The 13,189-nt window shown below is 42.4% G+C and carries 12 protein-coding genes; 5 read left to right on the forward strand and 7 right to left on the reverse strand.

Annotated elements, in window-relative coordinates:
• Positions 1 to 26: 26 nt before the first annotated feature.
• The 6 genes from E7X56_RS03160 to E7X56_RS12280 all read right to left on the reverse strand — a co-directional run bounded on the left by E7X56_RS03160 (position 27) and on the right by E7X56_RS12280 (position 6,821).
• On the reverse strand, positions 27 to 362 hold the full coding sequence (locus E7X56_RS03160) for a DUF1622 domain-containing protein (RefSeq protein ID WP_135604766.1): 336 nt from the start codon (positions 360 to 362) through the stop codon (positions 27 to 29).
• Between the two features lie 143 nt (positions 363 to 505).
• Entirely contained in the window at positions 506 to 2,440 is a 1,935-nt protein-coding gene (locus E7X56_RS03165) for a VIT domain-containing protein (RefSeq protein ID WP_135604769.1), read from the reverse strand.
• 373 nt (positions 2,441 to 2,813) lie between these two features.
• On the reverse strand, positions 2,814 to 3,455 hold the full coding sequence (locus E7X56_RS03170) for a hypothetical protein (RefSeq protein ID WP_135604771.1): 642 nt from the start codon (positions 3,453 to 3,455) through the stop codon (positions 2,814 to 2,816).
• A 12-nt stretch (positions 3,456 to 3,467) separates the two neighbouring features.
• Positions 3,468 to 4,010, reverse strand: a complete 543-nt coding sequence (locus E7X56_RS03175; protein ID WP_135604773.1) for a cohesin domain-containing protein — start codon at positions 4,008 to 4,010, stop codon at positions 3,468 to 3,470.
• A 15-nt stretch (positions 4,011 to 4,025) separates the two neighbouring features.
• Entirely contained in the window at positions 4,026 to 6,509 is a 2,484-nt protein-coding gene (locus tag E7X56_RS03180) for a LamG-like jellyroll fold domain-containing protein (protein ID WP_167879431.1), read from the reverse strand.
• Positions 6,510 to 6,689: 180 nt separating this feature from the next.
• On the reverse strand, positions 6,690 to 6,821 hold the full coding sequence (locus E7X56_RS12280) for a DUF3303 family protein (RefSeq protein ID WP_371413340.1): 132 nt from the start codon (positions 6,819 to 6,821) through the stop codon (positions 6,690 to 6,692).
• A 253-nt stretch (positions 6,822 to 7,074) separates the two neighbouring features.
• Here E7X56_RS12280 and E7X56_RS03185 point away from each other — a divergent pair, with 253 nt between their 5' ends.
• Positions 7,075 to 7,725: a YggS family pyridoxal phosphate-dependent enzyme gene (locus E7X56_RS03185; RefSeq protein WP_135604777.1), complete on the forward strand. Its 651-nt coding sequence runs from the start codon at positions 7,075 to 7,077 to the stop codon at positions 7,723 to 7,725.
• 209 nt (positions 7,726 to 7,934) lie between these two features.
• Here the strand turns inward: E7X56_RS03185 and E7X56_RS03190 are convergent, their stop codons facing one another.
• Positions 7,935 to 8,354 carry a PGF-CTERM sorting domain-containing protein gene (locus E7X56_RS03190; protein ID WP_135604779.1) on the reverse strand — a complete coding sequence of 140 codons (420 nt, stop codon included), beginning with the start codon at positions 8,352 to 8,354 and terminating at the stop codon, positions 7,935 to 7,937.
• Positions 8,355 to 9,154: 800 nt separating this feature from the next.
• On the opposite strand from E7X56_RS03190, the gene E7X56_RS03195 reads away from it, so the two are divergent.
• The 4 genes from E7X56_RS03195 (at position 9,155) to E7X56_RS03210 (ending at position 13,185) form a co-directional block, all read left to right on the forward strand.
• The gene (locus E7X56_RS03195; RefSeq protein WP_135604781.1) at positions 9,155 to 9,808 is read left to right on the forward strand and encodes a hypothetical protein; all 654 of its coding nucleotides are present in this window, start codon (positions 9,155 to 9,157) and stop codon (positions 9,806 to 9,808) included.
• Positions 9,809 to 10,109: 301 nt separating this feature from the next.
• The gene (locus tag E7X56_RS03200) at positions 10,110 to 11,141 is read left to right on the forward strand and encodes a COG1361 S-layer family protein (protein WP_135604783.1); all 1,032 of its coding nucleotides are present in this window, start codon (positions 10,110 to 10,112) and stop codon (positions 11,139 to 11,141) included.
• Positions 11,142 to 11,201: 60 nt separating this feature from the next.
• Entirely contained in the window at positions 11,202 to 12,248 is a 1,047-nt protein-coding gene (locus E7X56_RS03205) for a COG1361 S-layer family protein (RefSeq protein WP_135604785.1), read from the forward strand.
• Entirely contained in the window at positions 12,241 to 13,185 is a 945-nt protein-coding gene (locus tag E7X56_RS03210; RefSeq protein WP_135604787.1) for an ABC transporter ATP-binding protein, read from the forward strand. Before E7X56_RS03205 ends, E7X56_RS03210 begins: the two co-directional genes overlap by 8 nt.
• Positions 13,186 to 13,189 lie beyond the last annotated feature (4 nt).

A 13,189-nucleotide genomic window follows, 5' to 3' on the forward strand; every position in this document is an offset into this window, starting at 1 on the left:
CATTGCTTTTGGATCATCTTATTGATTCAATCTAGCTGATACTCTTTTGCTTCTTTACCTAGGAAATATCCCAGAACAGTCCTGATACCTACAACTGCACCCAAAAGTATAAGTTCTTCAGTTGTGGGAGCTAGTACTGTCCCAAGAATATCGGCTGCTATGTAAAACTCGAGCCCGAATATTATTTTATCAGTTAGATCTCTTCGGATACCACTATATTCATAAGGTCTCTTAAAGATCTCAAGCATGAACACTTTATAGGTTGATCTCAAGCCACCATACGTTATTAAGATCGTTCCTACGATCGTGAAAAAGTTAGCAATTGTTCTTAAGATAACCTCTACGATTGTATATGTATCCACATAATCCCTCTAATTAGAATTACTTTGAAACTAAATAAAGAGTGGTACGTATCTCTTTAACGCAGTTATTAAAATTAAAAAAGAAAGGAAAAAAAGAGTAAGTCCCTGCAATCAGGAACTAACTTCAATTTGATACCTTTAACTTAATTCCGTCTTCGCAACAACAAACACGCTACTGCCATCATTCCTACAATGGAATAGATAATCTCGAATCCAGGTAATGCTTCTTCTGCAGCTTCAGAGTCTACTTCTTCAGTTGGAATTTCTGCTTCAACACATGCCTCATCAACCGGTTCCATTTCATCAGAAACCATTTTTTCCACTTCATCCGTGGTGGTTGCATCCGGGATCTCCACAAATAGCGAGGTGTAAGGTGTCACAAATCCGAATTCCAGCGATAGGTCGGTAACAGAGGAAACCAGTTCTTCGGTCTCACCTTCCACCTCGATTCTGTTCATCAGGTCATTGATGGTTGTGTATGCCCATAGCCTTGGAATGAAAGCATTTTCTTCTTTTGAGATTACTGTAACCTGACCGGTGAAGTCCTGTTTACCTGTACGAGTGGTTGCTTCGACCATTGAGGTTACTGTATGTGTTCCGGGTCTGTATTTGCCCAACACAATGGCATCCGATCCGGCAAAAAGATTATTCTTACCAGTATTCACGATCTCCGAGACCTGTCCATTATAGCTGGACTTCCCATTCTTCTCCAATACCTGTCCACTGTAGGTGAACTTCATATCCGTGATTAGCGGGGTGGAAATCGTTTGATAGAAATCACCGATACCTTCTTCTGAATCATCTGCAAGGTAGAAACGCTCTGCTTTTCCGTAATTCTCCAGACTCATTCCCTTAAGGAAATCATAGTAGCTTTCCTGATCAATACCGAAAGCGATAGTAAATATCGATACCTCTGCTGTGTTTGTCTCCTTGATATTTTCACGGATCATATAAGGCGAAGTAACACCTGCAGTAGGTTCCCCGTCGGTGAGGAACACAATGATAGGAACGTTTTCGCTTTCGTTTTCGAACATTCTAAGCGCAGTGACAAGGGCATCATTAATATTTGTGCTACCATCTGCATCTAATTCATTCACAAATTCGATGGATTTCTTTTTTGTTGATGAATTTACCTGCATGAGCTGATTTGAATATGTGTGCACATAACCATCAAAAAAGATCACATTGAAACGGTCGTTTGAAGGCAGTCCATATATGATATTTGTGAATACCCTCTTGACCTGATCTATTTTTACACCACGCATGGATCCGGACTTATCGATCACAAAAATGATGTCCTTACTCAGTGCCGTTGTACCAAGATCCTCTTCGGTAGGGGAGAATACATGCATCATGTAACCCTGGTCATCTATCTCGTAAAAGAGTATATCTCCAGTCAAAGGAGGATTATTGGTTGTAAAAACAACCGTGAGGTCTGAATCTGGAAGAGAATCTGCATTATATGTTACCTGTCCGTCAGTGATAGAGAGATATTCTACATTTGCTCCAGTAAACCCAGGTGTATCCAGACTGAGGATCTTGTTCACAGAACTGATGCTAATATTAACAGAAAGATTGTTTACATCATGATCACTACGCAGGAATTGCGTGTACTCATATTCCCCCAGAGCTTTTTTCAGGGCCTGTTCATAGGTCAACCTGACTACAATGCTCTGATGAGGTTCAAAGCTCAGTGCATAGGCGAAGCGGTTTCTGTCTTCGGTTTCAAGCAATCCTGCTGTCTTTCCTTCAGATGTGGCTTCCTCAAACTTCTCTGATGCTTCCTCTTTCGGAAGTACAGATGATTTATACTCCTCTCCATCGATAATAATCGAAAAACCAGATATGAATGCCTCTTCCGGCAAGAAGATACTGAAGTCATCAAATACAGCATCATCCATCTGGTTGGTTAGCTTCTCCTCCACGGTAGTGATGACATAGCCATTATTGATGTCCACATCAATATCCATATAATCCACAACAAGCGGTTGGGCCGATGTCGCAGGAGAGGCTGCTAAAAAGATCAGGAAAAGAATTATTATTGGAAGACAAATTTGTTTAATTGATCCTATTTTCAACTATATACCCCCTGATAACATTTTAAGCGATTATGCTTAAGAGTGCTATTTTTGAACTGCCATTTGGTACAATTTACCAAATTTAAACGGCGGCTGTGTAGTAAGGATGCATCGTAATACAATATATAATTTTTGAAGTTTGCATTTATTGAATTTCAAAAGTGATTCTGGTTAAAAAAATCGAAGAATTTGCAGAGCTGTTGGATACAGCACATTCGAGGTTATTGGACTAGGAAATATTCGAGAAATGTTATCTTCGATAAAGAATAAAATAAGTTGAAATTTAAAAAATTTAAAAATAAATTGATAAGTATGTAACATGGAAAATGCATACTTATCAAAAAAATTGAAGTGGGGGTGATCTCTAAGTTGATCAGAGAATTCCAAGCAACTTTGAGATCTTTAGAGCTAGGTCTGCCATGAAGAAGGTAATGTTATTAACAACCCCCACAGGCTCTATGACAATATCACCGGCATCATAGGCATCTAAGAATTTATCCGCAGGCTGTTGGGATTCCATTATGCTTCTGATGGTATCTTCATTTGATATTACCACGACTGTCGGATCCACTTCAGAGCTAAGGCCAACTACAGATTGTAATATAATCCTTGCATCCAGAGAAGTAACAGCTCCACTATTGTCAACATCGACATTTGCGTCTTCTGCCATCTTCCCGGTAGCCATATTCAGTGCACAAAGGGAATCAACAGCACTCAGGTAGCCATCCTGGTTACAGTCACCCTTTTCAGCTTCGATCTCGATTGCCAGTTTCTGGAATTCTACAACCGTAGCATCCTCTGTAACTACTTTTAGTTCCAGTGCACTCCCGTCATTTAGCTCTATGATACCATATATCTCTTCATTCCCAAGAAGACTGTTTACAAAACTCGGGACTTTATCTACATTCTGGTTGTAAGTCACGACCTTCTGGTTCATATCACTAAACAGGTCTGCAGAAACCGGATTCGCTAAAAAGATTAAAAGTAGAAATGAGATAATGATCATCTTCTTCATTTCTACTCCCCCTTACCGTCTTCTCTTGACAACGAACAGGGCCATGACGATTGCTGCCATTGTCATCACTACCATGCTTCCATAACCTGCACTTTCTGAGGCTTCCTCGGTAACACTGAGGGTTCCGTCAATGGTGGGAGATATGACTTCAACGAGATCGGTATTGTGTACTGATACGTCACTCAGGGTTAGGGAACTGGATGAGCCGACATCACCAAGCACTTTAAAGGACACAACTACAACTGCACCATCACCAGTTATCCCGGAAGAGTCTGCCAGTGCGATTATGACCTCTCCTTCATTAGCTGTATTGGATTCGAGATATGTATTTCCACCAAGTTCACCGGCTTCCACGCCCACAGCCTGCAGAACTGCCGGATCATATATCAGGGAAATGTCCATACTTCCCACATCTGTAGCTCCCTCAAGGTTGATAGGAACTTCCACTATACCCCCGGCTGCGCCTATTGTATCGCTCACACTTACGGTCACGTCCTGTGCCGATGCAAGAGATACAAGACACAACAGACTAACTAACAGCAATATCCTTTTCATGTTACCACTCCCATTTCACTCTAATTTAGCAGAATTTCTCAGTATCTGCCTTGCATCAATTGATGTTACACTTCCATCTCCATTCACATCCATAGCTAGATCTTCCGGTATCTTTCCCACAGCCATCTGGAGTGCATACAGTGCATCCAGAGCTGTAAGTTCACCGCCGTCACCAGCAGCATCCCCTTTGCTTTCCTCCAGACTGATCACCTTGAATACTCCGTCCTTAGTAGGAATATTAACGGGTGTCAGATCTGCCCTGTTTGCAGACAGGGATGCAATATCAAGAGCAGTGGATGAGCCTTCAGCTCCGACCACATTAAATCTTACGTGAGCAATAGAGCCATCACCGGAGAATCCGTCCTTATCAGCGAAACTTATCTTGATCGTGCCGTCGATGATATTGTAATCGAACAGTGAATCGCTTGTCAAACTACCTTTAACAACTTCAGTAGCTACAAGGACAGAGGAATCATATCTCAGGGTCATATCCATATTTCCGATATTATCCCGTACCCCATTCAATGTCAGAGGGATCTGTACAATGCTTCCGGTTGCCTTGCTACGGGATTCGAAGGTCAGGCCATTGAACCTATCAATTACAGGTTCCGGAGTGGGAGTAGGGATCGGTGTAGGGGCTGGAGCTGTTGCTCCCAGATAAATAGCGTTGATTTCGCTTTGTGAAAGAGCAACATTGTAGATCCTGAGGTCATCCATTGATCCTCTAAAGTATTCGGAGGTTCCTGGTGGATCAATACCTATGAGAAGGTTAGTATCTGATTCTGGAATGGAAACTGCTGATGTCTTAGTGTCCTTGAGTTCCCCATTAATATAGAACTTTAGCTCGCTTCCATCTTTTGTGACTGTAACGAAATACCACTCATTGAAATTCGTTTCCGCAGTTGATGTGATTGTCTGGCTAGCAACACGAACACTAGGGTATATTCCATTGGAATCATGATATAGTGCATATGGGCTATTTACAGCAAATAGAGAGGACGTATCACCTTTTGAGAATACAACAGCCCATCCTCCGACACCTGCATCTTTTTTGTTGAGCCATCCAGCGAACGTAAAATCCTCTGTGAGGTCAAGAGAATCACTATCTTTAACCTCTATATAGCTCTTCCCATCAAAAATAGCTGCAGCATTTCCTACTACACCAGCAGTAGTGAAAGCCATATTTCCTTTCGGAGTCCCATGATTGTTATTGCCGGAATAATCCCTTACATCGTTATCAAAAGGATAGTAGGCAACAAGCCCCCTCTCTGAAATGGGTGTTGGGCTTGGAGTAGGAGTAGGAGTAGGTGTCGGGCCTGGAAGTGTTGCTCCCTGACGCATGGAATTGATCTCACTTTGTGAAAGGGCGTAATTGTAGATCCTCACTTCATCGATATCACCAGGGAAATGCACACCATATCCCGGATTGGAACCAATATTGGTATAATCCTTGCCATCACCCAGTTTGCCTTTTTCCTGATACACCCTATCATTTACGTACAGTGTTACTGTTTCAGCATCCTGGTCATAAACTGCTGCCAGGAAAGTCCATTCATCGGTTGTGACAGGATGGAATCCCAAAACACGACCTGAACCACTAAAGGCTGACCAGCCATCTCCTCCACCACGATTGTCGATGTCTATCGTTCGGTCATAACTGCCATCATCCTGAGAGATGACCGTTCCCCTGATCTCATCGGCTTTAGCCCAAACAACCATGGTCATTTGTGGCATATTATCCTGATTGATGTTAACTGGTGAACGCACGTAATCGTCCTTACCGTCAAAGCTTAATGCCTGATTCCTTACTCCGGATACAAAGACGGCACCATTGTTGGTTCCATGGTTATTATTACCGGAATAATCCCTCACATCGCCATCAAAAGGATAGTAGGCAACAAGCCCTTTCTCAGAAATGGGTGTTGGGCTTGGAGTAGGTGTAGGTGTTGGACCTACTGCCAATGGCGCCATAAGACCAAAGAAATAGATAGTCACATGATTGCCACCACCAGGACCACTGATACCCATATTTTCCACCCTTATAGTGTGGGTACCTTTATCCAGACCGGATATCTCCAGGTACTTGACAAATGCGCCGCCTGGATAGGCGGGATCACTTCCATAGGTGTTTCCGGTCCATACCTCTGAACCATCAACAAGAACACGTGCCCAGCCATCGTTGGTGTCACCCCAGAACTGGACACTTACTGTGGTCGTTTCAACTGTTGTCTCTGCTTCGACCCAGTTACCCTGATTCATCAACGCGATCCACTGATGATATCGCCAGATCGAACCACTTGTTGCGATCTGGAACTCGGATGGAGGTGTAACATGCACAGTATTGGCATAGGCTACAACATCCGGTGGAGTTGCAAAATCAAGGGCATTTCCATCATACAATACAGTGCTCACTTCTGCAGAAGCAACTGTCACAGACAAAGACAAAGCTACTAAAGAAATGAAAAGAACATGCAGTAAGCTCTTCGATCTATTATTCATATATTGTCCCCCACGAACAGATTTTTTATTATAGGGATATCTGTATTTTCTCTTTCTTAAAAATAACCCCCCAACATCATAAGTAAAAAGATAGATGTCAAGACACTTGGTTGTGACACAAAGAAAAATAAAAAAGTAGTTGATAAGCCAGAAACCTTGATTCATTAAATTACTGAATGATCATTCCATGTGCTCTGCTGCGAATTTCATTAGGTCACTTGCTTCCATTACAGGGAAGTTTTCGTGCAAGCAGATATCCCTCCATGGTAGAATGGAAGCAGCAAAAGATTCAGTGTTCTCGGCATCATACACAACAAAATAGTGACACTACCATGGCCTTCAAGAAAGGAATTTGTCTGATCTGTAGTGGAAGAAGAATATCACGAAATTCCATATACTAAACGGGAGAAAATAAAGTTCTCGAAGGTACTTAGTTTTATATGAACCAGACCGCAGAACCAAACGAACGTTTTATATAAAATTCATTGCACTTAATCCATATAGCCCATAATTGGAACCATTTAAATGCATCATATCTTGAATAAAAATCGTATTGGGAACATGAATGACAGTCGATGAAAATGTAAAGATGATCCTTAAAGAACTTGGAAGGACAAAACTTGTCTCCGTCACCAAGACAATTGACCCTGAGAGGATCAACGAATCCATCAAAGCCGGAGCCACCATCATAGGGGAGAACAGAGTTCAGGAATTCGAGGATAAATGTGATGAGATCCTGCCCTGTGAAAGACACCTGATCGGGCATTTACAGACAAACAAGATTAAAAAAGCCGTTCAGCACTTTGATGTGATCCAGTCAGTTGACTCCTTGAAGTTAATACAGCATATTGATAAGAAAGCCGAAGCCATTGACAAGGTACAGAAGGTCTTCCTTCAGATCAACATTGGCAACGAACCACAGAAATTCGGTTTTGGATCAGATGAGATCGCTCAGGTGCTAACAGAGATCCATTCACTCAAAAATGTTCATGTGAAAGGGCTCATGTGTATACCTCCCTTTGTGTCCCCTGAGCAAACACGTTCATATTTCAAGAAAATGAAAGCGCTTTTTGATGAAATGAAGCAGGTAGATCAGGATAACATCGATATCCAGGAACTATCAATGGGAATGTCTAATGATTACAGGATCGCCATCGAGGAAGGGGCTACGATGGTGCGTGTTGGTTCTGCAATATTCGGGAACAGAACATACTAAAATTTGGCTTAGAACTACTGGAATAAGGAAGGTTACTGCTAAGTTTAATTCTGTGATGAATGGAGGAAAATGGGATTTTCTAAGGGCACTCTGCATTACATGAAGCAGGAATGTCAGAAATGATAAGCCGTTTATGCCCAATGGTAATCTGAAAGAAGCTAAAAAACTGGAATAATGAAGCTTTTAAATTAAAAAATGAGAAGGAAATTTTATCCCTTTCTAAAGAAAAATGCTATAGCTAAGATCGCTAGAATAGAACTTAATATTTCAAATCCCGGAATTGAAGGAAGCTCGCACCTGGCGTAGATATCTTCAGGCTGAGTGCTACCTACCATGTGCCATTCTGCCTTATTTCCATCAACTACGTTTGCATTAGATTCAACAATTTCACCTGGCATCTCCAAATAATAATGTACATCTATGGCGGCAGCCCCGTATTCTGAATAATCGGTCGTGAAGTTGTCGGTTATCGTGTGTCGGTATATAAGATGATCTCCATCTGTTTCTGTATAGATGTTTGGGGGAATAAGTCCACTAATGATCATCTGTACATTATCTCCATCCCAGACTTCACTATACTCTCCACCTTCAGAAACCACAATGTCTCTGATCTGTGTTTCCTCATTCATTAGTGCATATACATATGAGCTGGTTTCTATGACCATAGTATGCTCTACGATCCCTCCATTTCTATCAACTTTAGTATCATATGTAAGCGTCACACAACCGCTGATCAAAATACTAGAAATAAGTATCAAGCATGAAATATATTTATAATTCATAAATGGTCTCCTCTTTAAATATGTCAGGCATAACACAAGTAGTAGCACTGCCTGTAGTGCTTTACATTACATGAAGCAAAAATAAAGTCAAAGCTAATCGAAAATAAATAGTAAAAAAGTAATTTGATGACAGTGATCAGGGATCGATTTGTCGACTTTATTGGGCGACATCTCATTGGGCGACCCTTACCCCGATGTTCTCCCCCATCTCAGGTCGACCTAAAGGATTTACAAATGCCAATCAAACCTTGAAAGGTCATGGGTTTTTATGCCCAATGGCGTTCTACCTTCTGATTCACTGCCACACCGTACCATTTATGATACGGTAATAGAATATATGTTTTAAAACTACTAATTGATTTTGATATACAATCTGGTAACAAAAAAGAAATTGGAAGATCATAAAAGAAAAGTAAAAAGAACAAGATCGATGGTCTTAGTCTTTAAGAGCAGCAATAAGCAACTCATGGGCCTGACGTGCATCTGCACACCCTTTGTTTTCTTCATGACCTGACCCACAAGGGGCTTCTTATTATTAGATTATCAGATGGTTATTTACAGTTAAGCCATAGGATTTCTATAGAGCTATTTCAAAAGGCTGAAGATTAAATAATATGCACCACAAATACGATTATTGTGGGATTATCATGGGGACTCAGGAAACATCTGCACAATCGACACTCTCCTATAAATTGGCATTTATATCGATATTCATCGGACTCTTAGCATTGAATATCTGGATATTCTTTGTACATGGACAGGGAACATGGCAGATAAAGGCGGAACTGCTTTTAGAGTTTATAGCTTTTTACACATTTGTTTTCGGTTTCCTGACACAGACGGGAATTTTGAAGAATTCCAGGGATCTTGAGAATATTGTCCGGGATATGACCTCCCCGAATCTCTATGAATTCACCAGAGGGAACTTCGTATTCTTAGCGATCTTATTTTCGTCATTGGCTGAAATGCTAGAGCCACGAAAGACACAATTTAATCCATTCTATCTTCTGGAACTGCCATTACTCCTTGTTGTCGGATTGCTCATGTTCGTATATGCTGCTATTCATATCGTGGTCATCATTCCAATGCTGTATATCCCCTATGCAATAGTTTCCGTTCTCATCAGGAACATTCAAACTTCTGCTAACACTATCGGTATTTCATATGGCAATGAAATGATGGCTATCAAAAACATCGTCTCATCGAATGTGGTGTCAATAAGGAATCTGCTTATTGCCGTCCCGGCAGCAGTCTTCTCCCTGATGTCCGAAATTATTTTAACACTTGGATGGAACATTTAAAGAATTTGGTTATGCAATGAGTTGTAAACACCGTTGCCCAATTATGCAGTACAGGGAACATCCTAAGCATAAGTTTGGTGGAAAGGTTGGGATTCTTGAGAGAAAGCTTATAAACCTAACTCGTAAAATTAATTGCAATCACATCTCAAAACTTAAATTCTTACAGAATAAATCTTACTTCATTTCGTCAATCTATTATTGTTATTAGGAGCACTTATATTTATTTTGAGTAGCAAAAGTTAGGTTATAAATTACATTATAGCGTACTACAAAGTCCAAAAATGAAGGAGGGTATGGACGTATGCGGAAAAAGATATTGGTGTTGGTTGGGGTGTTTTTACTACTTGTAGCAACCTCTAATGTTAATGCTGAGATCATTCCTCCCAACATTGATGAACTCTTGGATGATTATTATGATGTTTCCGGGGAGCCACAGCTATTGGGTTATGTGATGGGAAATCTTGAATTTGAAAGTGGGGAGACATCCAGGATATTCGTCCGGTTGATAAATAACGGTCAGACAGGTACCTTTGAGACTGAAAATAAACCAGTAGGGCCAAATGAGTCTGTGGATGCCAGCACAGAACTGGATCTTGAATACGATATTACGACAGCAGTAAATATCCATGGTGCCCTCAAAAATGAAGATGAAGCACCGGTAAGAGTTTTCAGCGATCCTCAGCAGGTAGAATATCTTAGGAGCGGCGAGATAGCACAACCAATGGAATTCGACATCGAGATCTTCAAGAATGCCCCTTCTGGAACATATGAGCTCACATTAAATCTGACCTATCAATACCAGAGTGATGTTAAAGTTGATGGTTATCCAAACCAGAGAATCGATTATTGGTATGTCATGAAGAACCAGACACTACCTATCCATATTGAAGTGAAGCCCAAAGCTGATTTTATCGTTGAGAGTGTCAAATCCCAGCTGATACCAGATGAAGAATGCCTCTTTTACGTCACATACAGGAATGTGGGAGATGTGGTGGCTGAGGATGCCGTGGCCAGAATAATAGTGTCAGATCCATTCAGCACCACCGATGATCAGGCATTTCTGGGCACACTTGAACCCGGCGACTCGTATCAGGCGCAGTACAGTATAGAAGTGGACAGCGATGCACTGCCCAAAACTTATGGGATCGAGACTGAGGTAGAATACAAGGACAGACGCGGTGATACCCGGATATCTGATGTAATGAAAGTGTCGGCAACAGTGGAGGAAACGGATGAAAGTATGATATCAGTTGGATACCTGCTTGCTATAATAATAGCGGGTGTTGCTGGTGTTTATCTCCACGTTAAACGAGGTAAGGAAAGTAATAGTTGAAACTTTCGCTTAAGGTTATTTTATATATGACCAGATGAAAATTGTACATGGGGTACGGTTATGAAACGACTATTGGCACTTGTAATGCTTTTTTTGACGCTGTCTGCAGTTCAGGCATATGGCGAGTCTGTCCCTCCAAATATATGGACATTCAATGATGATTATTTTACCGTCCACGGCAGTCCTGAAATGGTGGTGAGCATCGCGGGCAGCCCTGAATACGATAGGGGTGAATCCTCCGCTGCACTCATACAGATCATGAACCAGGGCAAGATCCTTGGATTTGAATCTGAGAACGAGCCAGAAGATGCCAATGAGATCGCATTATCAGCGATAGAACAGGACATGGAATATGATGTCACTACGGCTGTTGGGGTGATGGCGTCCCTGTCGGCAAAGGATGCACCGCTGGATATAAAGACACCGCCACAGAGTGCAGGCACCCTGGTTTCGGGTCAGGTATCCCAGCCCATACAGTTCGAGATCAAAGTATGGGAGGGTGCGACCGCAGGCACGTATCCTCTGGAAGTAAACCTTACCTACCAGTTCCAGAAAGATGTACAGGTGGAGGGAGATGTGACCAGCAACCAGATAGACCGAAACATATTGTATCAGGAAGTGAATGAAAGCCATAATGTTTTCATTATCATCAGGGAACAGGCAGATTTTGAGGTCATTGAAGTGGACAGCGAACTGCTGCCTGGAAGTTCTGGCATCCTCAGCATGACATTCACGAATACAGGTGAGGAGACGGCTTCCAGGGCTACTGCCAGGTTGAGGCTCTCAGATCCCTTAAGCAGTACAGATTATACGGCTTTCCTGGGAGATATGGAACCCGGCGATGAGGTTCAGGCCATGTTCAATATCGACGTGGACCCGGATGCCACTGCCAAGACATATTCCATTAAAGCCGAGATCGAATATGAAGATCACGAGGGTAAAACAAAAGTCTCAGATACAATTTATGTGCCCGCACAGGTTGGGGAGTCTGAAGACAGGGGTGCAATATACCAGAACCCTTTCCTGCTGGCTGGAGGTTTGCTGATACTGGCAGCTTTGGCATATGGCTATATGAAACGGCGTGAAGGCGGGAGTAGCAATGACTGATGACGCCATCATCACCGTGGAAGATCTGAGCAAACAATATGATGGATTTACGGCTGTAGAAGGCGTTTCTTTTGATATCAAAAGAGGTGAGATCTTTGGGCTACTGGGTCCCAATGGTGCAGGAAAGTCCACCATCATATCTATCCTGTGCTGCCTGCTGGAGCCAACTGCAGGCAGGGTTACCATCGACGGGTTTGATGTGGAAAAAAATGCTACTGACATAAAAAAGATCATTGGTGTTGTGCCTCAGGAGATCAGCCTGTATTACACATTAACAGCTAGGGAAAACCTTGCATTCTATGCAAAAATATACGGCCTGTCCGGGAGGGCAATGAAAGACAGGATCGAAGAATTGCTGGATATGGTGGGCCTTACGGATAGGGCAGACGACAGGCTGGAAGGTTACTCGGGAGGTATGAAACGCAGGATAAACATTGCTGTTGCACTGCTGCACAACCCCAGAATACTGTTTCTGGATGAACCGTCTACCGGTGTTGATCCCCAGAGCCGTAAGCGGATCTATGATACTATCCGTGATCTTAACCGGCAGGGGACGACTGTACTGTTAACCACCCACCAGATGGAAGATGCGGAGAAACTGTGCCATCGTATTGCCATAGTTGACAAAGGAAAACTCATTGCTCTGGATACCCTGCAAGGTTTGCTGAAGCTGGTAGGTGAGAGCGATATCATTCAGGTGACGTCAAAAGAGCTTCCACCAGAAGCCGCGGATACCATACAGCAGATCGATAACGTTCAAAAGGTGGTTGTGGATGGCGGCAGCATTACCATTGGACTGGTCCAGGGCAGGGAATCACTGGCAGGCATAATCGATATACTGATAGCTTCAGGTACAAAGGTGGAGTCCATCCAGATAAAAGAGCCAGACCTTGAGACCCTGTTCCTCCACCTGACAGGTACCAGATTGAGGAGGTAAAGTC

The organism is Methanococcoides sp. NM1, from assembly GCF_900774285.1.
Lineage (GTDB): Archaea > Halobacteriota > Methanosarcinia > Methanosarcinales > Methanosarcinaceae > Methanococcoides > Methanococcoides vulcani.